Annotated in this window: 22 protein-coding genes and 1 pseudogene; 15 read left to right on the top strand and 8 right to left on the bottom strand. The window is 72.3% G+C overall.

Going from position 1 to position 21,850, the window contains the following annotated elements:
* Window positions 1–24: 24 nt before the first annotated feature.
* Window positions 25–1,266 carry a helix-turn-helix domain-containing protein gene (locus ACQPZP_RS42080; RefSeq protein WP_433475186.1) on the bottom strand — a complete coding sequence of 414 codons (1,242 nt, stop codon included), beginning with the start codon at window positions 1,264–1,266 and terminating at the stop codon, window positions 25–27.
* A 447-nt stretch (window positions 1,267–1,713) separates the two neighbouring features.
* On the opposite strand from ACQPZP_RS42080, the gene ACQPZP_RS42075 reads away from it, so the two are divergent.
* A complete protein-coding gene (locus tag ACQPZP_RS42075) occupies window positions 1,714–1,962 on the top strand; it encodes a hypothetical protein (RefSeq protein WP_433465091.1) in 249 nt (82 codons plus the stop codon).
* An 8-nt stretch (window positions 1,963–1,970) separates the two neighbouring features.
* Window positions 1,971–2,771 (top strand): hypothetical protein, encoded by an 801-nt coding sequence (locus ACQPZP_RS42070; protein WP_433475185.1) that lies wholly within the window; start codon window positions 1,971–1,973, stop codon window positions 2,769–2,771.
* Between the two features lie 65 nt (window positions 2,772–2,836).
* Here ACQPZP_RS42070 and ACQPZP_RS42065 read toward each other — a convergent pair whose 3' ends face one another.
* Window positions 2,837–3,034 (bottom strand): hypothetical protein, encoded by a 198-nt coding sequence (locus ACQPZP_RS42065; RefSeq protein ID WP_433475184.1) that lies wholly within the window; start codon window positions 3,032–3,034, stop codon window positions 2,837–2,839.
* An 83-nt stretch (window positions 3,035–3,117) separates the two neighbouring features.
* Between ACQPZP_RS42065 and ACQPZP_RS42060 the strand changes: the two genes are divergently transcribed.
* From ACQPZP_RS42060 to ACQPZP_RS42025, 8 genes are all read left to right on the top strand, one after another.
* Window positions 3,118–3,372, top strand: coding sequence for a hypothetical protein (locus ACQPZP_RS42060; RefSeq protein WP_433475183.1), 255 nt, complete (start codon window positions 3,118–3,120; stop codon window positions 3,370–3,372).
* Window positions 3,373–3,422: 50 nt separating this feature from the next.
* Window positions 3,423–3,779, top strand: a complete 357-nt coding sequence (locus ACQPZP_RS42055) for a DUF488 domain-containing protein (protein ID WP_433475182.1) — start codon at window positions 3,423–3,425, stop codon at window positions 3,777–3,779.
* A 268-nt stretch (window positions 3,780–4,047) separates the two neighbouring features.
* Window positions 4,048–4,698 carry a DUF4360 domain-containing protein gene (locus ACQPZP_RS42050; protein WP_433475181.1) on the top strand — a complete coding sequence of 217 codons (651 nt, stop codon included), beginning with the start codon at window positions 4,048–4,050 and terminating at the stop codon, window positions 4,696–4,698.
* A 30-nt stretch (window positions 4,699–4,728) separates the two neighbouring features.
* On the top strand, window positions 4,729–5,379 hold the full coding sequence (locus ACQPZP_RS42045) for a DUF4360 domain-containing protein (RefSeq protein WP_433475180.1): 651 nt from the start codon (window positions 4,729–4,731) through the stop codon (window positions 5,377–5,379).
* Window positions 5,380–5,518: 139 nt separating this feature from the next.
* On the top strand, window positions 5,519–6,466 hold the full coding sequence (locus tag ACQPZP_RS42040) for a TIGR01777 family oxidoreductase (RefSeq protein WP_433475179.1): 948 nt from the start codon (window positions 5,519–5,521) through the stop codon (window positions 6,464–6,466).
* 113 nt (window positions 6,467–6,579) lie between these two features.
* On the top strand, window positions 6,580–9,078 hold the full coding sequence (locus ACQPZP_RS42035; protein ID WP_433475178.1) for an ATP-dependent Clp protease ATP-binding subunit: 2,499 nt from the start codon (window positions 6,580–6,582) through the stop codon (window positions 9,076–9,078).
* 37 nt (window positions 9,079–9,115) lie between these two features.
* The gene (locus tag ACQPZP_RS42030; RefSeq protein ID WP_433475177.1) at window positions 9,116–9,670 is read left to right on the top strand and encodes a CGNR zinc finger domain-containing protein; all 555 of its coding nucleotides are present in this window, start codon (window positions 9,116–9,118) and stop codon (window positions 9,668–9,670) included.
* A 122-nt stretch (window positions 9,671–9,792) separates the two neighbouring features.
* Complete coding sequence (locus ACQPZP_RS42025; RefSeq protein WP_433475176.1) at window positions 9,793–10,155, top strand: phosphatase domain-containing protein; 363 nt, start codon at window positions 9,793–9,795, stop codon at window positions 10,153–10,155.
* An 18-nt stretch (window positions 10,156–10,173) separates the two neighbouring features.
* Here ACQPZP_RS42025 and ACQPZP_RS42020 read toward each other — a convergent pair whose 3' ends face one another.
* The gene (locus ACQPZP_RS42020; protein ID WP_433475175.1) at window positions 10,174–11,778 is read right to left on the bottom strand and encodes a GMC family oxidoreductase; all 1,605 of its coding nucleotides are present in this window, start codon (window positions 11,776–11,778) and stop codon (window positions 10,174–10,176) included.
* A 265-nt stretch (window positions 11,779–12,043) separates the two neighbouring features.
* On the opposite strand from ACQPZP_RS42020, the gene ACQPZP_RS42015 reads away from it, so the two are divergent.
* From ACQPZP_RS42015 to ACQPZP_RS41995, 5 genes and pseudogenes are all read left to right on the top strand, one after another.
* Window positions 12,044–12,565: a lytic polysaccharide monooxygenase auxiliary activity family 9 protein gene (locus ACQPZP_RS42015; protein ID WP_433475174.1), complete on the top strand. Its 522-nt coding sequence runs from the start codon at window positions 12,044–12,046 to the stop codon at window positions 12,563–12,565.
* Window positions 12,565–13,287: a chitinase gene (locus tag ACQPZP_RS42010; protein ID WP_433475173.1), complete on the top strand. Its 723-nt coding sequence runs from the start codon at window positions 12,565–12,567 to the stop codon at window positions 13,285–13,287. The genes ACQPZP_RS42015 and ACQPZP_RS42010 overlap by 1 nt, the downstream gene beginning before the upstream one ends.
* Window positions 13,288–13,507: 220 nt before the next feature.
* Window positions 13,508–14,047 (top strand): SigE family RNA polymerase sigma factor, encoded by a 540-nt coding sequence (locus ACQPZP_RS42005; protein WP_433475172.1) that lies wholly within the window; start codon window positions 13,508–13,510, stop codon window positions 14,045–14,047.
* Window positions 14,048–14,314: 267 nt separating this feature from the next.
* A pseudogene (locus tag ACQPZP_RS42000) lies at window positions 14,315–15,545 on the top strand (rhamnogalacturonan lyase); the annotation flags it as partial.
* Between the two features lie 17 nt (window positions 15,546–15,562).
* Complete coding sequence (locus ACQPZP_RS41995) at window positions 15,563–16,516, top strand: pectate lyase family protein (RefSeq protein ID WP_433475171.1); 954 nt, start codon at window positions 15,563–15,565, stop codon at window positions 16,514–16,516.
* A gap of 15 nt (window positions 16,517–16,531) precedes the next feature.
* Here ACQPZP_RS41995 and ACQPZP_RS41990 read toward each other — a convergent pair whose 3' ends face one another.
* From ACQPZP_RS41990 to pdhA, 5 genes are all read right to left on the bottom strand, one after another.
* Window positions 16,532–17,242 carry a TIGR03943 family putative permease subunit gene (locus ACQPZP_RS41990; RefSeq protein ID WP_433475170.1) on the bottom strand — a complete coding sequence of 237 codons (711 nt, stop codon included), beginning with the start codon at window positions 17,240–17,242 and terminating at the stop codon, window positions 16,532–16,534.
* Window positions 17,239–18,279 carry a permease gene (locus ACQPZP_RS41985; RefSeq protein ID WP_433475169.1) on the bottom strand — a complete coding sequence of 347 codons (1,041 nt, stop codon included), beginning with the start codon at window positions 18,277–18,279 and terminating at the stop codon, window positions 17,239–17,241. The genes ACQPZP_RS41990 and ACQPZP_RS41985 overlap by 4 nt, the downstream gene beginning before the upstream one ends.
* 72 nt (window positions 18,280–18,351) lie before the next feature.
* A complete protein-coding gene (locus ACQPZP_RS41980; RefSeq protein ID WP_433475168.1) occupies window positions 18,352–19,650 on the bottom strand; it encodes a dihydrolipoamide acetyltransferase family protein in 1,299 nt (432 codons plus the stop codon).
* 73 nt (window positions 19,651–19,723) lie between these two features.
* Window positions 19,724–20,740, bottom strand: a complete 1,017-nt coding sequence (locus tag ACQPZP_RS41975; protein WP_433475167.1) for an alpha-ketoacid dehydrogenase subunit beta — start codon at window positions 20,738–20,740, stop codon at window positions 19,724–19,726.
* 1 nt (window position 20,741) lies between these two features.
* Entirely contained in the window at window positions 20,742–21,848 is a 1,107-nt protein-coding gene (gene pdhA, locus ACQPZP_RS41970; protein ID WP_433475166.1) for a pyruvate dehydrogenase (acetyl-transferring) E1 component subunit alpha, read from the bottom strand.
* Window positions 21,849–21,850: the final 2 nt, after the last annotated feature.

Below are 21,850 nucleotides of genomic sequence, written 5' to 3'. Positions count from 1 at the left end.
CGGTGACGGCCGTCCGCCCGGTCGTCACCGCCGCCTCGTGGTCCGGGCGCCGGGGGACAGCCGCCGGTCGCCCGGATCGAGGCGGACGAGGTGGTGCAGGAGCAGCAGCAGCTCGATCCGCCGCTCGGGGTCGAGCATGACGCCGCCGAGGGTCTCCTCCAGGCGCCGGATCCGGTACCGGACGGTCTGCTCGTGGACCATGAGCCGCTCCGCCGCCGCCACCGCGTTGTCGCGGCACTCCATGTACGTCAGCAGCGTCCGCGACAGCGCGTCCCGCCGGTGCGGCGGCAGCCGCATCAGCGGCGCCAGCCGGGTGCTCAGCGCGACGTCGATCAGCTCCTCGCTCTGCGCCGCGACCAGGCTCGGCAGATGGTCGAGGCAGCGCAGCGGCTCCTTGCCCGGCAGGACGCCTCGCTCCACCAGCGCGAGCCCCTGCCGCGCCCAGCGCAGCGACAGCGCGGCACGGGACGGCGGGACGGACGGGCCGATCGCCGCCCCGCGCGTCCCCTTGATCGCGGCGAGCAGCCGGTCCCGGCCGGGGCCGTCCGGGTCGGGGCAGATCAGGTAGGGGCCCGGGGCGTGCCAGTCGACGAGGAACACGGGCGGCAGCACCGGGACGGCCTGGTCGGGGCCCGGCCGGAGCGCGACGGCGGCCAGCGTCCGCGGCACCGGCCAGCCGGCCGACTTCGCCAGCTCCCCGACCGCCTCCGCGCTGGCGGGCGGGTCCATGATCAGCAGATCGCGCAGCCGCCAGCGGAACCGTTCCCGTTCCCCGGCGAGTTCGCCCTGGGCGTTCGCGTACCCCTGGCCCGCGGCGCTGGCGATGCGCTCCAGGAACACGAACAGCGACTCGGTGAACGACCCGAGGGTGTCCAGCGACCAGCCGAGCCGCCGGGCGTCCTTGATGAACCGGCGGCAGGCGACCTGCCCGCTCACCCGGATCGCGGTCTGCAGCCCGTCCAGGCTGCGCCCCTGCCGCGCCTCGTACGCGCCGATCCCCTCGAAGATGCCGGTGACCGTCGCCCACTCCACGTCCGGGCGGCCGATCGCCTCCATGAACTGCCGGACGGTCTCCTCGACCGCCCACCGCATCCGGCGGCCGTACCGGCTCTCCGGCGGGCGCGCGTACTCCGGGACGAGCCCCTGGATCTCCTTGACCATCTCGACCGCCGCCGCCTCCAGGTGGGGCAGCATCGGGCCGGCGACCTCCTCCGGGAGCCCGGACAGCGGGAAGTCCCTTCCAGCGGACGGGGTGGTCCGGCTCATCACGCCCTCCTGAAGCCCGGCTGGCCTGTCACTGTGCGGGGACGATCCCCGGCCGCCGTTCTCCAGACTCCGTTCCGGGCACGCGCGGCGATAGGCACGCGCGGAAAGTTTCGATGCTTCCGGATTGTCACCCCGCTGACAGCCGTGAACCGGCCGTGCGGCGTGTCGCGACGGTCCGGACGCGCTTCCGGGACCGCGCCGGCGGCGGGCACCGGCACATGAAAGGAGATCTCCCCGCAGCGGGCCTCGCGGGGCGCTACCGGAATTCTTCGTAAAGAATTCCCGAGCCTGTTCAAATGTTCCGGGACGGCGCGTCAACCGGGTGGAGATCGCGGTGTCCGGCGGACGTTCCCGACCTGGCGGCAAATGGTCGTTCCGGCGCCCGGGCCGGAAAACTTGACCCGGCGGAAGTCGACTTCGGGGCCCGGCTGCGAAATGGTCTCCCCCATGGATTCACGAATTCGAGCCGCCGGGGCGTCCGGGCCCACCGGGTGGCTGCTGGCCTTTCTCGGCGCCCGCGAGCAGGCGCTGCGCACGCACACCGGGGTCGCCGCCGGCCCCACCGAATGGCTGCTGGTCTTCCTGGAGGTCGAGCGCACCGAGCTCGCGGCCCGGCAGCGTCCCGCCCCCCTGCTGGCGCGGCGCGGCAGGACCGAGGAGTCCCCGTTCGGCCGGCTGACCGCCCGCAGCGCGTAAAGGAAGTCATGACCATCGAGATGCTCCTCGCCGCCCTGATCGGCGGCGCGATCGGCCTCGCCGAACTCGTCGCGCGCTACCGCGACAAGCCCGTCTCCGCCCTGCTGTCCCCGGGCGGCCTGCTGTTCGTCTTCGTCAACGCCAGCGCCTCCATCGTCGCGCTGATCGCGGTGACCGCCACCGGCTGGACGTTCGGGCTGCCCCCGGCCACACCCCCGGCGAGCCTCATGGTCGTCCGGGTGATCGCCGCCGGGCTCGGCTCCGCGGCGCTGCTGCGGATGTCGTTCGGCCCCGCGCACAGCAGGGCCGCCGGCACCGGCCCCGTCGCCCTCCTCAACGGCGTCCTGCGGATCGCCGACGGCGAGCTGGAGCGCAAGCGCGCCCTCAGCCGGCTGTCGCACAACGACCTGTCGGGGCTGTCGTTCGAACGCGACCACGCGGCCCTCGCCGAGCTGTGCTGCCACCTCATGCGCGAGTTCGACCTGTCCGAGGCGCAGCGCCTCGGCGGCCTCGCGGCCGAGCTGAGCAGCCGGGACGACCTCACCGACGCCGACAAGCTGGACTGCTGGGGGCTTGAGCTGACGCGGCTCGTCGGCGAGCGCGCCCTGCGCCAGGCGGCGCGGCGGCTACGGGACCGTCCCCGCGACGACCCCCGCCCCGCCGAGCGCGGCGACCGCCCGGCCGCGCCGCAGTCCGAGCACGACCACCCGCTGGAGACCATGCCGGTGCGCCCGTCCGCCGCCAAGACCTCCCGCCTCGCCGCGAGCACGAACGGCAGAACGGAACGCAAATCGTTCAGCGATGCCTGACACCCCGTGAAATACCGGTGCGTCCCCCATATCCGGGCGCACCGGTATTTGCGCTGGGAAGGCCGCTATTTAGGCCGGGCGAACAATGGCGGGGCAACGTCGGCCTCGTCCCGCTGCTCCAGGGCCGCCGCGATCCGGTGCAGCGCCTCCGCCATCGAGACGAGCGCCTGCACCTGGGCTGCCGCCATGAGATTTCCCGGCGAGGGATCGGCGGCCTGCGCCTCCGCGGCCGCGTCGCTGGCCTGCTGGCTCCACCAATGCACACCGCGATTCTATTCGCGAACCGAATGCGGCACATTCCGCCGCGCCGCCCGTTGCCGGCACCGGAGAAATGAAAGGCCCCGCCGTGAACACAGAACCGCGCGCCGCACCGCCCGTTCCCGCGCCCTGGACCGGGAAACCGGTCCGGCGGCTGACCGCCGCCGAACTCGCCGAGGCACTGGAGTACCTGGAACGCCACCGCCCCGAGGACGACGTCCTCGGCCGCGCCCTCGCCGGCGAGTTCGCCCGCCGCACCGCCGCCACCGAGTTCGCCACCCGAACCACCGTCACACCGCCGGCGGCACCGGGTTTCGGCGGGAGCCGTCGTCCCGGTACCTGAGTACACGACCCGGGCCGCGTGAGTTCGGCGGGGCGGGTATACGTCGGTGCATGGACGTGCGACTGCGGAGGGTGTACGAGCCGGCCTCGTCTGACGACGGGAAGCGGATCCTGGTCGACCGCGTGTGGCCACGGGGCCTGTCCAAGGACAAGGCGCGCCTGGACGAGTGGGAGAAGGACGTCGCCCCGTCGACCGAGCTGCGCAAGTGGTACGGGCACGACGCCGACAGGTTCGAGGAGTTCACCCGCCGCTACGGCGCCGAGCTTGCCGAGCCCGAGCGCGCGTCCGCGTTCGGCCGCCTGCGGGAACTCGCCGGCCAGGGCACCGTCACCCTTCTCACCGCGACCAGGGACGTCGACCACAGCCAGGCCGCCGTCCTCGCCGCCCGCCTCCGCGACTCCGGCTGACCGCCGCGCCCGCCCCCCGGCCGCACCGGTCGAGCGCGGCCGGGGTTTCTACGCGTCCTGTACAGGCCGCTTGAATTCGCCCCACCACTGGATGGAACGATCCTTTCCGCTGGCCCCGTCATTGGACGTTCCATTGTCGCTGTTCAATGCCGCGGAAGAGTTCGTTTCGTTGTTTTCGCCCGATCCGGAAAAATTGAAAAGCGGCGATTGACCGGCTGACCGGCGAAGTTTACGCTCCCTTTGCGCAGGTCCAGCGAGGAGGAATCGCATGCGTAAAGGGATTGCCGTTTCCGCTGCCGCTGCAATTGCCGGGATCGCGGTGACCGCCGTGCCCGCGTCCGCCGCCCCGCTCCGGGCGCACGGCCCGGACGGCGTGACGATCGAGATCGCGACCGTCAACGGATCGGGCTGCCCGGCCGGGACGGCCGCCGTCGCCGTGTCGGACGACAAGGAGGCGTTCACCGTCACCTACAGCGACTACATGGCCCAGGCCGGCGGTTCCTCCGGGCCGACCGACTTCCGGAAGAACTGCCAGATCAGCATGAAGGTGCACGTCCCGCAGGGGTTCACGTACGCGATCGCGTCCACCGACTACCGCGGCTTCGCCTACCTGGAGCCGGGCGCCGGCGGCACCGAGAAGGCGAGCTACTACTTCCAGGGAATGCCGCAGACCGCCGCCGTCTCGCACAACCTGAAGGGCGCCTACGCCGACAACTGGCAGTTCACCGACACCAATGACGTCGCGCAACTCGTCTACAAGCCGTGCGGTGAGGAGCGCAATTTCAACGTCAACACCGAACTGCGCGTGCTCAAGGGAACCTCGGACCCCGCGAAGACCAGCTTCATGTCCATGGACTCCACCGACGGCAGCATCAAGACCACGTATCACTTCGCCTGGAAGCAGTGCCCTCCGCGGTAATGCCGGCCCCACAGTAAAGGAGAATGAGCGATGCGCACAGGACTGACCGTTTCGGCGGCCTGCCTGGCCGCCCTGGCGCTGCCGCTGTCCGCCGCCCCCGCGTCCGCCGCCCCCGCGGACCCGCCGCCGCCCGACCGGATCGTCATCGACGTCCTCACCGTGAACGGGTCGGGCTGCCACGCCGGGACGGCCGCGGTGGCGACGGCGAGCGACAACACCTCGTTCACCGTGACCTACAGCGACTACCTGGCCCAGGCGGGCGGGACCTCCGACCCCACGGACTTCCGGAAGAACTGCCAGATCAACCTGGGCGTGCACGTTCCGCAGGGGTTCACGTACGCCATCGCCGGTGCTGACTACCGGGGCTTCGCTCACCTGACGGAGGGGGCGACCGGCATGGAGAAGGCGAACTACTACCACCAGGGCATGGCGCAGACGACGCCCGTCAGCCACACGCTCCGCGGCGGCTACTCCGACAATTGGCAGTTCTCCGACCGGACGGACGTCTCCGAGCTCGTCTTCAAGCCGTGCGGCGAGGAGCGCAATTTCAACGTCAACACCGAGCTCCGCGTCTACAAGGGCACCTCGGACCCGGCGCAGACGAGCTTCATGACCTTCGACTCCGCAGACGGAAGCGTCAAGACGACGTACCACTTCGCATGGAAGAAGTGCCCCGCCTGACCCGAGCCCGCCCACACGCCACCGGGCCGCGTCCCGCCCAGGGGGGCCGCGGCCCGGCCTCACGTACCGTGACCACGCAAATTTGAACGTGTTCAATACTCTGCGCTAGGGTGGCCGCCACAAGCCGGGGGTGGGGCCGATGAAGATTGTGATTCCCGGGGGTACCGGGCAGGTCGGCACGGTTCTGAACCGCGCCCTCACCGCCGCGGGCCATGAGGTCGTGGTGGTGACCAGGAGGCCGGCGGGCGAGCGCGAGATCGCCTGGGACGGCCGGACCCCGGGCCCCTGGGCGGCGGCGATCGACGGCAGCGACGTCGTGATCAACCTGGCCGGGCGGAGCGTCAGCTGCCGCTACACGCCCGCGAACCTCCAGGCGATGATGGACTCCCGCGTGCACTCGGCCGAGGCGGTGGGCGCGGCGATCGCGGCCGCCGCTCGCCCGCCCCGGGTCTGGCTGCAGATGAGCACCGCCACCATCTACGCCCATCGCCACGACGCGCCCAACGATGAGGCGACCGGCGTGCTCGGCGGCGCGGAGCCCGGCGTCCCGGGCTACTGGGCCTACAGCGTCAAGATCGCGAAGAACTGGGAGCGCGCGCAGCGGGAGGCTCGCACGCCGTCCACCCGCAAGGTCGCCCTGCGCGCCGCCATGGTGATGAGCCCCGACCGCGGCGGCGTCTTCGACGTCCTGTCCTGGCTGGCGCGGCTCGGTCTCGGCGGCCCGGTCGCGGGCGGCGCGCAGTACGTGTCGTGGATCCACGACCGCGACTTCGTCCGCGCGGTCGAGTTCCTCGTGGCCCGGGACGACATCGCCGGGCCGGTGAACCTCGCCGCCCCGAACCCCCTGCCGCAGCGCCCGTTCATGCGCGCGCTGCGCGCCGCGTGGGGCACCCCGGTGGGCGTGCCCGCGACCGCCTGGATGGCGGAACTCGGCGCGCTCGCCATCCGCTCCGACACCGAACTCCTGCTGAAGAGCCGCCGCGTCGTCCCCGGCCGCCTCCTGGACGCGGGCTTCTCCTTCCACCACCCGCACTGGCCGGAGGCCGCCGGCGACCTCGTGCGCCGCGCCCGCCGGCGCCGCCGGTGAGCCGAGGGGACGTGAGCGCGCTCACGGTGTACGGCAGGGTTTCCTGGGGTCCTGCTCGGGCAGGTCCCTGACCGTTGTGTTACGTGTCCTTCGATGACCGGGGGGTTTCGAAGATGACCGCGGGGTGGTACGGGCCCGGAGGGCAGGACCCGTTCGAGGAGATGCTCGCCCGCTTCTTCGGCGCGCGGGCGCACCGGCGCCCGATGGAACGGATCAGCATCGCGCGGCTGATGAGCGAGCCCGCGCGCGAGCTGGTGCGGGACGCGGCCGCGCAGGCGGCGCAGTGGGGCAGCGTGGACCTGGACACCGATCACCTGCTGTGGGCGGCGACCCGCCAGCAGGGGACGCGGCACTGGATGGCACGGGCCGGCGCCGACCCCGACAAGATCAAGGAAGAGATCGAGGACCATGCGCGGCGGGGCGAGCCGCGGGACGTCCCGCCCGAGCTGACGCCGTCCGCCAAGCGCGCGCTGCTCGACTCGCACCAGGTGTCGCGGGCGCTCGGCTCGTCCTACATCGGGCCCGAGCACCTGCTGTTCGCGCTGGCGCTCGACCGCGGGTCCAGCGCGGGACGCATCCTGGACCACGAGCACGTGACGCCGGACTCGCTCCAGCAGGCGGCGGCCGGCGGCGGCCAGCCGCCGAGCGGCCCCGGCGGCGGCCAGCCGACCGGCACGCCCACGCTGGACGAGTTCGGCCGCGACCTGACCGCCCTCGCCCGGGAGGGCCGCATCGATCCCGTGATCGGACGCGAGGACGAGATCGAGGAGACGGTCGAGGTCCTGTCGCGCCGGACCAAGAACAACCCCGTGCTGATCGGCGACCCCGGGGTCGGCAAGACCGCGATCGCCGAGGGACTGGCGCAGCGGATCGTGGACGACAATGTCCCGGAGACCCTGCGCCGCAAGCGGATCGTCCAGCTCGACCTGGGCGGCGTCGTCGCCGGGACCCGGTACCGGGGCGACTTCGAGGAGCGGCTGAAGAAGGTCGTCGACGAGATCCGCGAGCACGCCGACGAACTCGTCGTGTTCATCGACGAGATCCACACCATCGTGGGGGCGGGCGGCGCGGAGGGCGCGATGTCCGCGGGCAACATGCTGAAGCCGCCCCTGGCGCGCGGCGAGCTCCATGTGGTCGGCGCGACCACCATCGACGAGTACCGCCGCAACATCGAGAAGGACGCCGCGCTGGAACGCCGCTTCCAGCCGATCCTGGTGCCGGAGCCGAGCGTCGACGACAGCATCGAGATCCTGCACGGCCTCCGCGACCGGTACGAGGCGCACCACCAGGTGCGGTTCACCGACGAGGCCCTCGTCGCCGCCGTCGACCTGTCCAGCCGCTACCTGACCGACCGGTTCCTGCCGGACAAGGCGATCGACCTCATCGACCAGGCCGGCGCCCGCGTCCGGCTGCGGTCCGGGACGCGCGACGGCGGCCGCCGCGAGCTGGAGGACCGCCTCGACCGGCGGCGCCGCGAGAAGGACCAGGCCGTCGCGGACGAGGACTACGAGAAGGCGTCCGAACTGCGCGACGAGATCGTCCGGCTGGAGAAGGACCTCGCCGAGACACGCGAGAACGGAGGGCCGACCACGGTCCCCGAGGTGACCACCGAGGACATCGCCGAGGTCGTCTCCCGGATCTCCGGCGTCCCGGTCACCCAGCTCACCCAGGCCGAACGGGAACGGCTGGCCAACCTCGAAGAGCACCTGCACCAGCGCGTGGTCGGGCAGGAGGACGCGGTGGCGGCGGTGGCCCGGGCCGTCCGGCGGTCCCGCGCCGGGATGGGCGACCCCGACCGCCCGATCGGCGGGTTCCTGTTCCTCGGCCCGACCGGCGTCGGCAAGACCGAGCTCGCGAAGGCGCTGGCCGAGGCGCTGTTCGGCAGCCGCGACCGGCTGGTCCGGTTCGACATGAGCGAGTTCCAGGAGCGGCACACCGTCAGCCGCCTGATGGGCGCGCCGCCCGGGTACGTCGGCTACGAGGAGGCCGGGCAGCTCACCGACGCCGTCCGCCGCCAGCCGTACTCGGTGATCCTGCTGGACGAGATCGAGAAGGCGCACCAGGACGTGTTCAACGTCCTGCTCCAGCTGCTCGACGACGGGCGGCTCACCGACGCGCAGGGACGCACCGTCGACTTCCGCAACACCGTCGTGATCATGACGAGCAACCTCGGCTCCGAGCTGATCACCGGCACCACCGAGATCGGGTTCGGCACGTCCGGCGGCGCCGGCTCCGCGCTCAGCGACCGGATCATGCGGCGGCTGCGCGAGTCCTTCCGGCCCGAGTTCCTCAACCGGATCGACGAGATCATCGTCTTCCGGCGGCTGGAGGCCGGCCAGCTCCGCCAGATCACCGACCTCCTCCTGGACGAGACGCGCCGCCGCCTCCGCGCGCAGGACGTCACGGTCACCTTCAGCACCGAGGCCGTGGACCTGCTCGCCGAGCGCGGCCACCAGCCCGAGTTCGGCGCCCGGCCGCTGCGCCGCACGATCCAGCGCGAGGTGGACGACCGGCTCTCCGACCTGCTGCTCTCCGGGGACCTGCCGCGCGGCGGGCACGTCGAGGTCTCGGCGGGGAACGGCGGCCTCCAGTTCGACGTCACCGCAAAGTAAGGGCTACAGTTCTTCTGTAGCCCTTACAGGAGGATGTGTGCACATACCGATCGCCGACTACGCGACAGGGGTCGAGGTCGCGAACGAACTGGTCAGCACGGCGCCTGACGTGCGGGGCCGCGAGGCGCTCGCCGACCCGAGCGCGCTGGCGGGCCTCCTCCCGCCGCTCGGCTTCCGGACGCCGGACGCCGACGACCTCGACAAGGTCCGCCTCCTCCGCCGCGAGGTGCGCGCCGTCATGGAGACCGGGACCGAGGAGGGGGCGGTGGCGAGCGCCGAGCTGCTGGCGGGACACGCCGGGCTCGCGCCCGTCCTGCGCCGGGACCCGTCCGGTCGATGGCAGTGGTACGTCCCGACGGTCCGGGACGCGTCCCTCGTCGGCGAGCTGGCCGCCGTCATCGGCGTCGCCCTGCTCGGCCTCGTCCGGGCGCTCGGGCACGAACGCTTCCGTCCCTGCGCCGCCCCCGGCTGCGGCGGTGTGTTCGCCGACGCCAGCCGTGCCGGACGCCGCCGGTACTGCATGCCCGGCCTGTGCGGCAACCGCCTCAACGTCGCCAACCACCGCGCGCGCCGCCGGGCGGTCACCAAATGAAGCGGCGGAGCCGCACCGGGGGGTGTGGGGGGTCGTCCCCCCTCGGGAAGACAACGACGCTCAACGGTGCCCTCCAACTGCCGGACGGGACCCCCATCCGGGGCCGCGGCCTCCGCAACCCCTTGCCGGAGGGGCCCGAGCCCGACTTCGGCCTCTACCTGGGATCCGCCCGTCTCCGCCGCCGGCACGAACCGGATCTGCGCTGGCCGTCCGCGTGGGTCGTCTGGCCCGACTTCCTGCTGCCCCGGGACCGGGACGAGGCCGTCCGGCAGATCCGCGCCCTGCACGAGCGCGCCCGCTCGGGCGCCTCCGCCGAGGTCGCCTGCGGGGGCGGCGTCGGACGCACCGGCACCGTCATCGCGTGCCTCGCCGTCCTGTCCGGCCTGGACCCGTCCGACGCCGTCGCCTGGACGCGCGAGCACCACCATCCGCGGGCCGTGGAGACCCCCTGGCAGCGCCGCTGGGTGACCGCCTTCCCGGCCTGACCTCGGCCGGGGCGCGCATCACCCGCCGAGGATCAGCTTCGCGCCGTGCTCGCCGATCATCATGCTCGGCGCGTTGGTGTTCCCGCCGATGATGCTCGGCATGATCGAGGCGTCCGCGACCCGGAGCCCCTCGATGCCGCGGACCCGCAGCTCCGGGTCGACCACGGCCCGTTCGTCCGTCCCCATCCGGCAGGACCCGACGGGGTGGTAGACGGTCGTCGCGCGGTTCGGCAGCTCCTTGGCCATCGCGGCGCGGTCCGGGTACTCCGGTCCCGGTGACAGCTCCTCCTTCACCTGCCCGGCGATGATCTTGCTGGCCATCACCTCGCGGACCAGTTCGACGCCGTCCAGCAGCAGCCGCGCGTCGTCCGGGTCGGTGAGGTAGCCGGGGTCGATGACGGGCGGCGCGGACGGGTCGGCGGAGCCCAGCCGGACCGTGCCGCGGCTCTTCGGATAGATCAGCGTCGGCATGATCGTGAGCGCGGGCCGCTTGTCGACGGCGTGCCGCACCGGCGCGTCCTGGTTCGGGAACGGGTACGACCACGGCAGCGCGTGCAGCTGGATGTCGGGCACGGCGCCGGTCTGGCCGCTGCGGACGAACCCGACCGCCTCGAACACGGTGCGGGCCACCCACGTCCCGCCCCTGATCCATTCCTTGGCGACGCCCTTGGCGAAGTAGGGCGCCGTGCCCTTGTTGCGGGCCGTGTCCATGACGAAGGTCATCGGCAGGAACATGTGGTCGTGCAGGTTGTCCCCGACGGGCAGGTCGGCGCGCACCTCGATGCCGTGCTCCCGCAGATGCGCGGCCGGGCCCACACCGGACAGCATCAGCAGGTGCGGCGAACCGAACGCCCCGGCCGCCAGGACGACCTCCTTGGAGGCCCGGATCGTCCCCTTCCCCTGCTTGGTGACGACCTCGACGCCCGTGGCCCGGCCCTTGTCGATCACCACGCGCCCCACGGTCACGTTCGTCAGGACCGACAGGTTCGCCAGGCCGTGGTCGTCCAGGTAGCCGACGGACGAGCTGTAACGCAGTCCGTCGGCGACGCTCTGCTGGAAGATCCCGACGCCCTCCTGCTCGGCGCCGTTGTAGTCGTCGTTGCGCTTCACGCCGACGGTCTCGGCCACCGCCTCGATGAACGCCTCCGACGCCGGCGTCAGGTCCTTCTGCCGCGTCACCTTGATCGGACCGCCGGCGCCCCGCAGGTCGGTGGCGCCGTCCTCCCAGTTCTCCAGCCGCTTGTAGCTGTCGAGGACGTCGTCGAAGGCCCATCCCGCGCAGCCCTCGGCGGCCCAGTCGTCGTAGTTCTTGCGGTGCCCCCGCACGAACAGCATCCCGTTGATCGACCCGGACCCGCCGAGGACACGCCCCCTGACCTGCGGGATCTTCCGGTCGAGCGCGTTCTTCTGCGGGGCGCTGTAGAACCCCCAGTCCAGCCGCTTCTTCAGCTGCGGGACGTTGTGGAAGACGGCGATCAGCCCGGGCTTGCGCACCAGCCGCGTCCGGTCCGGCCCGCCCGCCTCGACCAGCACGACGCTCGCTCCCGACTCGGCCAGTCGCTTCGCCAGCACGCACCCGGCGCTCCCGGCGCCCACCACGACGTAATCAGCGGTCCGGTCCATGTGTTCCTCCCAGCGGCCGTTGGGTGCGCCGATCGTAGAAGCCCTCGCCACCCCGCCGACCCCCAAGTCCCAATGACCGGAACCAAGACGCCCCCTGGGTCTTGCGCGGTGTCGGCGGGGGAGTTAGCGTCGAGTGAATCCGATAGGAAAGTTTCCTATCTGATGGAGTTCCGATGCCCCGCTCCCGCTCCCCGCCATCGGTTCCGTGCGGCGTGCTCCCCGCCGCGACGGAAAACGACCACCCCAGCACGCAAGGACCCCCCGCATGAAGAAAGCAAGGCGCAGGCTCGCCGCGATCACGGCGGGCCTCGGAATCGCTCCCCTCGTCGCCGTGGTCCTGCCGGCGACCTCGGCCTGGGCCCACGGTTACGTGTCGGCCCCGATGAGCCGGCAGGCCCAGTGCGCGCAGAAGATCGTCCAATGCGGCTCCATCCAGTGGGAGCCGCAGAGCGTCGAAGGGCCGAAGGGTCTGCAGAGCTGCAGCGGCGGAAACGCGCGGTTCGCCGAGCTCGACGACGACGGCAAGGGCTGGCGGGCCACCACCGTCGGCAGAACCGTGACCTTCACCTGGACGTTCACCGCCAGGCATCGAACCAAGGACTACGAGTACTACGTCGGCGGCCGCCGCGTCGCGGTGGTCGACGGACACGACCAGCAGCCGCCGGAAAGCGTCTCGCACACCGTCGACCTCGGTGGCGTGTCCGGCCGGCAGAAGGTCCTCGCCGTCTGGAACATCGCCGACACGGCCAACGCTTTCTACGCCTGCATCGACCTGCAGGTGCAGTGATGGCGGGCCGCAGAGTCAGAAGGATCCCCGCGCTCCTCGGCGCCCTGGCGCTCGCGGCAGGGATGCTGTCGGCCGTCCTGCCGACGGCGCGGGCCTCCGCCGCCGCTTTCGTGGTGAGCGAGTCGCAGTTCGGCCAGATGTTCCCCAACCGGAACTCGTTCTACAGCTACAGCGGGCTGACCACCGCCATGGCGTCCTTCCCGGCGTTCGCCAACACTGGCAGCGACACCGTGAAGAAGCAGGAGGCGGCGGCCTTCCTGGCCAATGTCAGCCATGAGACCGGCGGGCTCGTGTACATCGTCGAGCAGAACACCGGGAACTACCCGCACTACTGCGACGCGAGCCAGCCCTACGGGTGCCCTGCCGGGCAGGCCGCCTACTACGGGCGCGGTCCGATCCAGCTGAGCTGGAACTTCAACTACAAGGCGGCGGGCGACGCTCTCGGCCTCGACCTGCTGAACAACCCGTGGCTCGTGGAACGGGACGCGTCGGTGGCATGGAAGACCGGGCTCTGGTACTGGATGACCCAGAACGGCCCGGGGACCATGACCGGGCACAGCGCGATGGTCAACGGCCGCGGGTTCGGCGAGACGATCCGCAGCATCAACGGCAGCCTGGAATGCGACGGCAGGAACCCCGCCCAGGTGCAGAGCCGGGTGAACGCCTACCAGCGGTTCACCCAGATCCTCGGCGTTCCCGCAGGCGGCAACCTGACCTGCTGACGCCGCCCGATCACCCCGCGACGACCCGCGCCGGCCACCCCGCGCGCGGGTCGTCCGCCGTCATTCCGGCTCCGGCGGGGCTGCGGCTGGTGCGGTGAAAGAGTTGTTGACGGGGTTGGCGTGGGTCCGTACTTTCGCTGGAAAGCGCTTTCTGAGCGCGCCGGAGCCGGGCCGCCGCCACGGGTTCGCTCGGCTGAGCTCCCCCGTGAAGGCGGTGACGATGCTTCCGAAGCAGGACTGGGAGCGCTCCCAATCAGGTCCGCCGACCGAGACCGCACGCACCGAGTTCCATCGCTTCTTCCTGCGGCACCACCGCGACCTCGCCCGGCTGGCCTTCCTGATGCTGGGCGATCCGGACGGTGCCGACGACCTGGCGGCGGACGCCATGACGGCCGCCTGGCAGCGCTGGGACCGGGTGCGCGCCGCCGACCAGCCCCTCGCCTATGTGCGCCGGATGGTCGTCAACATGTCGCGGAGCCGGATCCGCACGCTGGTGCGCGAGCGCGACAAGGCCGCCCGGCTCGGCGCCATGGCGGACGACCGGATCCCCGCCCCGGACGTCCCGGCGGTCGTCGACATGCGCGCCGCGCTCCAGCGGCTGCCGAACCGGAAGCGGGCCTGCGTCGTCCTGCGGCTCGCCTTCGACATGTCCGAGAAGGAGACGGCGCACTTCCTCGGCGTCGCGGTGGGCACCGTGAAGAGCCAGACCTCCAAGGGCGCCGCCGAACTGGCGAAGGCGCTCGACGACCGGCACGGCTGACCCGCCGTCGACGGGACCGTCAAGACCGGCGGCAACCTTCCGGGGCCGGGCGGCGACTAGTGGGAAAAGCCTTTCCCTGGACGGTGCCGGCCCCCGCCCCGGCCGATCCCCACGGAGTCGCCTGTGAGATCGACACCCCGCCGGGCCGCACGCGGGGCCCGGCTCCTGCCGGCCCTGGCCGTCGCCGCCGCGATCGCCCTGACCCTGCCCGGCGTCACGGTGCTCGCCGGGCGGCAGGTCGCGGTGGCGCACCGGGCCGCCGCCGCGCGGCAGGCCGAAGACCTCGCCCGCGGCCTGATCAGCGTCCGGTCGGGCGGCGGCGACTACGTCGGCTGGCGGCTGCTCGGCACCGACCCGCCGGCCACCACGTTCGCCCTTTACCGGGGGACGACCCGCGTCGCCACGGTCACCGGCTCGACCAACTACTGGGACAACGGCGCCCGGCCGACGCGTCGTACACCGTGCGGCCGATCGTGAACGGCGGTGAAGGAACGTCGTCCGAGCCCTCGCTGCGGTTCGGCGACGGATACCTTGACGTGCCCATCCAGCCGCCCGGGTCGACTACAGCGCCAACGACGCGAGCGTGGCCGACCTCGACGGTGACGCACGCCTGGAGTTCGTCCTCAAGTGGGACCCGTCCGACTCCAAGGACAACTCGCAGAGCGGGTATACAAGCGACGTCTACGTTGACGCCTACCAGCTGGACGGTACCCGGCTGTGGCGCATCGACCTCGGCCGCAACATACGCGTCGGTCAGCACTACACCCAGTTCCAGGTGTACGACTACGACGGCGACGGCCGCGCCGAGGTCGCCATGAAGACCGCGGACGCCACCGTGGACGGAACCGGCAAGGTCATCGGCAACGCGGCCGCCGACCACCACAACTCCAGCGGATACGTCCTCAGCGGCCCCGAGTACCTCACCATGTTCGACGGCCGGACGGGCGCCGCGCTGCCTACCGTCGACTACGTGCCCCCGCGCGGCAACGTCTCGTCCTGGGGCGACTCGTACGGCAACCGCGACGCCGGCGCCGAGTTCTGGTCGGCCGCCGTCTCCGAGCTGCGCAGCGTCACCGGCAACAACGCGGGCCGCAAGCGGTCCTCCGTGAACTTCCTGGCCTGGTGGGACGCCGACCCGGTGCGCGAGCTGCTGGACGGAACCCACATCGACAAGTACGGCACGTCCGGCGACACGCGGCTCCTGACCGCCTCGGGCGTGCACTCGAACAACGGCACCAAGTCCGTCCCGTCGCTGTCCGGCGACCTGTTCGGCGACTGGCGCGAGGAGGTCGTCTGGCCGACCAGCGGCAACACCGCGCTCCGCATCTACACGACCAGGGAGGTCACCGACCGCAAGCTCTACACGCTGCTGCACGACGTCCAGTACCGGACCGCTCTGGCCTGGCAGAACACCGCCTACAACCAGCCGCCGCACCCGAGCTTCTTCCTCGGGAACGGCATGTCCGCCCCACCCCAGCCGCAGATCTACGTGCGGTGACGAGGAGGAACCCCCGCATGTCCACCAAACCCCTGCTCATCGGAACGCTCGCCGTCGCCCTCGCCGCGGCCGGAACCGGCGCCGCGATCCAGGCCCGTCCCGCCGCCGCGGCCGAGACCGCCCCCGTCGGGTACGCGAGCATGAACGGCGGAACCACGGGCGGCGCCGCCGGGACCACCGTGACCGCGACGAGCGCGTCCCAGCTCAACACCTACGCGACGTCGAGCACCCCGTACGTCATCCGGATCACCGGCACGATCCCGGTGTCAGGCATGCAGAAGGTGGCGTCGAACAAGACGATCATCGGTGTCGGGACGTCCGGCCGGATCACCGGCGGCGGGCTCAACGTCTCCCAGGTCAGGAACGTCGTCATCCGGAACCTGACGTTCACCGGCGCGAGCGACGACGCGATCAACGTCCAGTACTCGACGAACGTGTGGATCGACCACAACGACCTGTCCAACGGCCACGACGGCCTGACCGACATCAAGCGCGGGTCCGACTTCGTCACGGTGTCGTGGAACCGCTACCACGACCATGACAAGACCGCCCTGCTCGGCCACAGCGACGACAACGCGGGCGAGGACCTCGGGCATCTGCGCGTCACCTACGTGCACAACTGGTTCGACGGCACGAACCAGCGCCACCCGCGCGTCCGGTTCGCCAACCCGGTGCATGTGCTGAACAACTACTACAGCAACATCGGCAGTTACGGCGTCGCGTCCACAGAGAACGCGGGCGTCTACGTCGAGCGCAACTACTTCGAGAACGTCGAGCGGCCCACCTCGCTGCAGGAGGGGTCGTCCGACGAGGGCAACATCAAGGTCCTGAACAACTACCTCGTCAACTCCGGGACGCCGGTCACCCGCAACCCCGGATCCGTCGCGGCGATCCCGTACTCCTACACCCCCGAGGCCAACGGCACCGTGAAGGCGACCGTCACCGCGGGCGCCGGGGTCGGCCACGTCTGACCAGGCGCGGCCCGGTCACTCGTAAGGGTTGCCGGGCCTGCCGATCCGCTGGAGGGACCGGCCGCGCAGGGCCTGGACGACCGTCGCCCCGCGGCCGGTCGCGGGCGGCTCCCAGACGCCCACGACCTGGACCCAGGAGTCGGTGGGCGGACGCGGCAGACCCCGCACGATCACCGGGAACGGGACGGCGTCGCCCGCGCAGCAGGCGACCTTGAGCCTGGTGACCCGCCAGCCGCGATCGCCCTTCCCGGCCGGGGTGACGAAGCCCGTCAGCCGCACCGGGACGCCCTCGAAAGCGGCAGGATCACCGGTCTGCGCCTCGTAGGCGCGGCCGATGAACTCGCCCATGCTCATCGGGACGGGCGCCCCGGTCCGCGGCAGCGGCGCGAAGCCCTCGGCCGGGGCGGGCGGCGGCGCCGTGCGGCCGGTGTCGCGGGACGCGGTGAACGAGCCGAGCGCGGGCGGCGCGATCACGAAGATCGCGAGTACGGGCAGGCAGAGCAGCCATGCCACCCGCGGTCCGTGGGAGTGCTCGTCGTCGCCGGCGTCCCGCCACTCCCGGCGGAGGCCGGCGGTGCCCAGCACCAGCAGCGCCACGGCCGCGGCCACCAGCGGATACCGGAAGCCGGGCCGCACGTAGTTGACGTACTCGCCGCTGCCCAGCGTCGTCCACAAGATTGCGGCGCCGACAAGGACGAGCAGCAGGTTCTGCGCGGCCTTGCTCATGAGAGGAGCCCTCCCACCAGCGCGCTGACGCCCACCGCCATGCAGAACGTCATCGGGACGAACCGGACCGCGAACCGGCGGCCGAAGAAGCCCGCCTGCAGGGCGATCAGCTTCAGGTCCACCATCGGCCCCACCACCAGGAACGTGAGCCGCGCGGTGGTGGAGAACTGCGACAGGCTGGCCGCCACGAACGCGTCGGCCTCCGAGCAGATGGACATCAGCACGGTCAGCAGCGCGAGCAGGAGCACCGACGCCCAAGGGTTTCCTGCCACTGCCGACACCCAGCCGGAGGGCACCACCGCGTTGATGGTCGCCGCCCCGACGGCGCCCACCACGAGGAAACCTCCGGCGTGCATGATGTCGTGCCGCATGGCCTGCCGGAACGCCTCCAGCCGGCCGGCCGTCCCGTGCGCGTGCGGCCGGGACGGAACCCTGATCCAGTCGCCCTTGCCCAGCAGCAGCCACGCCCACCCGGCCAGCACCGCGACCAGCAGGGACGCGGCGAACCGTCCCGCGACCATCTCCGGCCGCCCCGGGAACGCGACCGCGGTGGCGACCAGCACGACCGGGTTGATCGCGGGGGCGGCGAGCAGGAACGTGAGCGCGGCGGCGGGCACCACCCCGCGCGCCATCAGCCCGCCCGCGACCGGCACCGACGCGCACTCGCACCCCGGCAGGACCGCCCCCATCGCGCCCGCGACCGGCACCGCCGCGGCCGGCCGGCGCGGCAGCACCCGCCGCCACACCGACGCCGGGACGAACGCGGTGATCGCGGCCGACAGCGCGACCCCGAAGACCAGGAACGGCAGCGCCTGCACGCACACCGCCACGAAGACCGTGGCCCACGCGTCCAGCGCCCGCGCGTCGATGCTCGGTGCCACCCAGATCCGGCCCAGCACCAGCCCCGCCGCGAGCACGCCGAACAGCAGCACGGCACGGGTGCCCGGCGCCGATCGTCCGCGGCGTCCCCAGTCGGCGGGAGGCAGCAGCTCGTCCTCGGCCAACCCCAGGCCGGCACGATCACTCATGCCCGCCATCGTTCCAGGTGCCGGCGCTCGCGGATCACCTGTCGCCGGATCGGCCCCGGGCGGCTTCGACGTGGGCGGTCGTCAGGTATGCGCGAGGAGGACGGCGGGGCTCTCCACGCAGTCGGCCACGTAGCGCAGGAAACCGCCCGCGGTGCCCCCGTCGCAGACCCGGTGGTCGAAGGTCAGGGACAGCTGGGCGACCTTGCGCGGCACGACCGCGCCGCCGTGCACCCAGGGACGGTCGATGACGCGGCCGACGCCGAGGAGCGCCGCCTCCGGATGGTTGATGATCGGAGTGGATCCGTCCACGCCGAAGACCCCGTAGTTGTTGAGGGTGAACGTCCCCCCGGTGAGCGCCTCGGGCGGCAGCCTGCCCGAGCGGGCGAGGCCGGTGAGCCGGGCCAGTTCCGCAGCGAGGCGCGCGGTCGTCATCAGGTGCGCGTCCCGGACCACCGGCACGACGAGGCCCCGGTCGGTCTGCGCGGCGAAACCGAGGTTGACGTGCCCGTACCGGACGATCTCGGCGCGCCCGGCGTCCACCGAGGAGTTCAGCTCGGGGAACCGCCGCAGTCCCTCGACGCAGATGCGGGCCAGTAGGGCGAGCAGCCCGACGCCGAGATCGGGGAGCGCCCGCCGGAGCGCGTCCCTCGCTTCGAGCAGGCCGGTGGCGTCGACGTCCACCCAGGTCGTGGCGTCGGGGATCTCGCTGCGGCTGCGGCTCATCTTGTCGGCCACCGCCCGCCGCAGCCCGCGCAGCGGAATGCGCTCGGTGGCCGGTTCGGGGGTGGCCGGGGTCGGCGTCCCGGCGCGCGGGTCGTGACCGGCGGCGGCCTGCTCGACGTCGCGGCGGAGGATCACGCCGTGGGGTCCCGTGGGGGTGACGGCGGCGAGGTCCACCCCGTGCTCGCGGGCGATCCTGCGGACGAGCGGGGAGATCACGCGGGGCGCGCGGCGTGGTGCGGGCACGAGAGCCGGAGCGGGGGCACTCCCGCCGCGGCGCCGCCGGCGCGACCCGGACGCGGGGCCGGTGCCGTAGCCGATCAGGACGTTGCCGGAGCCGGCCTGTTCCTCCTCGCGGTAGCGGGCCGCGGCGGGCTCCGCGTCCGCCGAGCCCTCGCCCGGGGCCTCCGCCGGGCCGACGGCGATGAGGGGTTCGCCCACCCCGAGGACGGCACCCGTCTCCGCGTGCAGTTCCAGCACGGTCCCGGCGTAGGGGACCGGAACCTCCACGGCCGCCTTCGCGGTCTCGACCTCCACCACGACCTGGTCGACCGCCACGACGTCGCCGACGGCGACCTTCCATTCGACGATCTCGGCCTCGGTCAGGCCCTCGCCGAGGTCGGGCAGGCGGAACACCTGCCGCACTTCGGTCGCCGTCAAGACGCCCTGCCTTTCTGGGGGCGGCCCCCAGACCCCCGGGCCCGGAGGCCCGACGATCCTCGCTTCGCTGCGGTCATCGGGCCTCCCTGGCCAAGTGCAGGACGTCGGGCTCGTCGTCGAACTGGAGCCGGTCGACGGCGTCGAGGATCCGGTCCACGTCCGGCAGGTGCGAGTGCTCCAGCTTCGGCGGCGGGTAGGGGATGTCGAACCCGGTCACGCGCAGCACGGGAGCGGCCAGCGAATGGAAGCAGCGTTCCTGGACGCGCGCCGCGATCTCCGCACCCACGCCCGCGAACCCCTGGGCCTCCTGGACCACCACGCAGCGGCCCGTCTTGCGCACCGAGGAGACGACGGTGGCGTCGTCGAACGGGACGATCGTCCGGAGATCGAGCACTTCAAGGGAGATGCCGTCCTGGTCCGCGGCCTCGGCCGCCTGGAGCGCCACCGGGACGCTGGGCCCGTAGGCGACCAGCGTCGCGTCCGATCCCCTGCGCCGTACCGCGGCCCGCCCGAACCGGGCGGCTCGCCGGTCGCCGGGCGTGACCTCGTCCTTGGCCCAGTACAGCCGCTTCGGTTCCATGAACACGACCGGATCGGGGTCCTCGACGGCCTCGCGGAGCAGGTGGTACGCGTCGTCCGGGGTCGCGGGCGTGACGACCTTCAGGCCGGGGGTGTGGGCGTAGTACGCCTCGCTGGAGTCGCAGTGGTGCTCGACGCCGCCGATGCCGCCCGCGTACGGGATGCGGATCACCATCGGCAGCGCCACCCGGCCGCGGGTGCGGTTGCGCATCTTGGCCACGTGCGAGGCGATCTGCTCGAACGCCGGGTAGGCGAAGGCGTCGAACTGCATCTCCACCACCGGGCGGAAACCGCCCATGGCCATGCCGACGGCGAGGCCCACGATCCCCGCTTCGGCGAGCGGGGTGTCGAAGCACCGGTCCTCGCCGAACTCCCCGGTCAGCCCATCGGTGACGCGGAAGACCCCGCCCAGCGGGCCCACGTCCTCGCCGAAGACCAGGACCCGCTCGTCGTCGCGCAGCGCGTCGCGCAGGGCGGTGTTCAGGGCCTGCGCCATCGTCAACGCGGTCATGTCAGTCCTCCGCGGCGGTCAGCTCGGACGCGAGCAGCGCCCGCTGCTCGCGCAGCTGGGCGGTGGGTTCGGCGTAGACGTGATCGAACAGCTCGAACGGGTTCGTCTCCCCGTCGGCGTTCATCCGGTCGCGGAGCCGGGAGGCGAACTCCTCGCCGGCCTCCCGCGCCGAGGCGATGCCCTCGTCGGCGAGGAGCCCCCGGCCGCGCAGGTAGGTCTCCAGGCGGGCGAGGGGATCGGCCGACTCCCACTCCTCGACCTCGCCGGCCTGCCGGTACCGGGTGGCGTCGTCGGCGTTGGTGTGCGCGTCCATGCGGTACGTGTGCGCCTCGACCAGGAACGGCCCGTGTCCGGCCCGCGCGTGCTCCACGGCGGCGGTCAGGACGGACAGCACCGCGACGAGGTCGTTGCCGTCCACCTGCTCGGAGCGGACGCCGTAGCCGATCCCCTTGTACGCGAGGGCCGGCGCGGCGGTCTGCTTGGCCAGCGGCACGGAGATCGCGTACTTGTTGTTCTGCACGAAGAACACGACGGGGGTCTTCAGGACCGCCGCGTAGTTGAGCGCCTCGTGGAAGTCGCCCTCGCTGGTGCCGCCGTCGCCGATGAAGGCCATCACGACGGCGTCCTCGCCCTTGCGGCGCAGGGCGTCGGCCATGCCGACCGCATGGATGGTCTGGGTGGCCAGCGGCGTGCACTGCGGCGCGACGCGGCTCGCCGCGGGGTCGTACCCGCAGTGCCAGCCGCCCTGCAGCAGGGTGAGCACCTCGACGGGGTCGAGGCCGCGCGACACCAGCGCCACCGAGTCCCGGTAGGTGGGGAACAGCCAGTCGTCGTCGCGGAGCGCGAGCACGCCCGCGATCTGGCACGCCTCCTGCCCGCGGCTGGACGGGTACACGGCGAGCCGGCCCTGTTTGGTGAGCGCGGTCGCCTGGCGGTCGAAGCGGCGTCCGAGGACCATGCGCCGGTACGCCTCGACCAGCCGCTCGTCCGGGGGCGCGGAGTAGCCGCCGGGCGGTTCGACGGCCGTGCCGTCGGCGGCGACGAAGCGCACGGGCACCGCCGCGGGCAGAAGATCGTCGACCGCCGGGTGAGATGTCCGCACGGACATGG

Origin of the sequence: Spirillospora sp. CA-142024, assembly GCF_050942325.1 — a bacterium.
Taxonomy (GTDB): Bacteria; Actinomycetota; Actinomycetes; order Streptosporangiales; family Streptosporangiaceae; genus Spirillospora.
Note: the sequence above shows the minus strand (reverse complement) of the source record. Positions and strands in the feature narration are given on the sequence as shown.

Bases quoted from the DNA above. Each gene is read 5' to 3' on its own strand.
- ACQPZP_RS42080 (WP_433475186.1), bottom strand. From the start codon at position 1,266: ATGAGCCGGACCACCCCGTCCGCTGGAAGGGACTTCCCGCTGTCCGGG.
- ACQPZP_RS42075 (WP_433465091.1), top strand. From the start codon at position 1,714: ATGGATTCACGAATTCGAGCCGCCGGGGCGTCCGGGCCCACCGGGTGG.
- ACQPZP_RS42070 (WP_433475185.1), top strand. From the start codon at position 1,971: ATGACCATCGAGATGCTCCTCGCCGCCCTGATCGGCGGCGCGATCGGC.
- ACQPZP_RS42055 (WP_433475182.1), top strand. From the start codon at position 3,423: ATGGACGTGCGACTGCGGAGGGTGTACGAGCCGGCCTCGTCTGACGAC.
- ACQPZP_RS42050 (WP_433475181.1), top strand. From the start codon at position 4,048: ATGCGTAAAGGGATTGCCGTTTCCGCTGCCGCTGCAATTGCCGGGATC.
- ACQPZP_RS42045 (WP_433475180.1), top strand. From the start codon at position 4,729: ATGCGCACAGGACTGACCGTTTCGGCGGCCTGCCTGGCCGCCCTGGCG.
- ACQPZP_RS42040 (WP_433475179.1), top strand. From the start codon at position 5,519: ATGAAGATTGTGATTCCCGGGGGTACCGGGCAGGTCGGCACGGTTCTG.
- ACQPZP_RS42035 (WP_433475178.1), top strand. From the start codon at position 6,580: ATGACCGCGGGGTGGTACGGGCCCGGAGGGCAGGACCCGTTCGAGGAG.
- ACQPZP_RS42020 (WP_433475175.1), bottom strand. From the start codon at position 11,778: ATGGACCGGACCGCTGATTACGTCGTGGTGGGCGCCGGGAGCGCCGGG.
- ACQPZP_RS42015 (WP_433475174.1), top strand. From the start codon at position 12,044: ATGAAGAAAGCAAGGCGCAGGCTCGCCGCGATCACGGCGGGCCTCGGA.
- ACQPZP_RS42010 (WP_433475173.1), top strand. From the start codon at position 12,565: ATGGCGGGCCGCAGAGTCAGAAGGATCCCCGCGCTCCTCGGCGCCCTG.
- ACQPZP_RS42005 (WP_433475172.1), top strand. From the start codon at position 13,508: ATGCTTCCGAAGCAGGACTGGGAGCGCTCCCAATCAGGTCCGCCGACC.
- ACQPZP_RS41995 (WP_433475171.1), top strand. From the start codon at position 15,563: ATGTCCACCAAACCCCTGCTCATCGGAACGCTCGCCGTCGCCCTCGCC.
- ACQPZP_RS41990 (WP_433475170.1), bottom strand. From the start codon at position 17,242: ATGAGCAAGGCCGCGCAGAACCTGCTGCTCGTCCTTGTCGGCGCCGCA.
- ACQPZP_RS41985 (WP_433475169.1), bottom strand. From the start codon at position 18,279: ATGGCGGGCATGAGTGATCGTGCCGGCCTGGGGTTGGCCGAGGACGAG.
- ACQPZP_RS41975 (WP_433475167.1), bottom strand. From the start codon at position 20,740: ATGACCGCGTTGACGATGGCGCAGGCCCTGAACACCGCCCTGCGCGAC.
- pdhA (WP_433475166.1), bottom strand. From the start codon at position 21,848: ATGTCCGTGCGGACATCTCACCCGGCGGTCGACGATCTTCTGCCCGCG.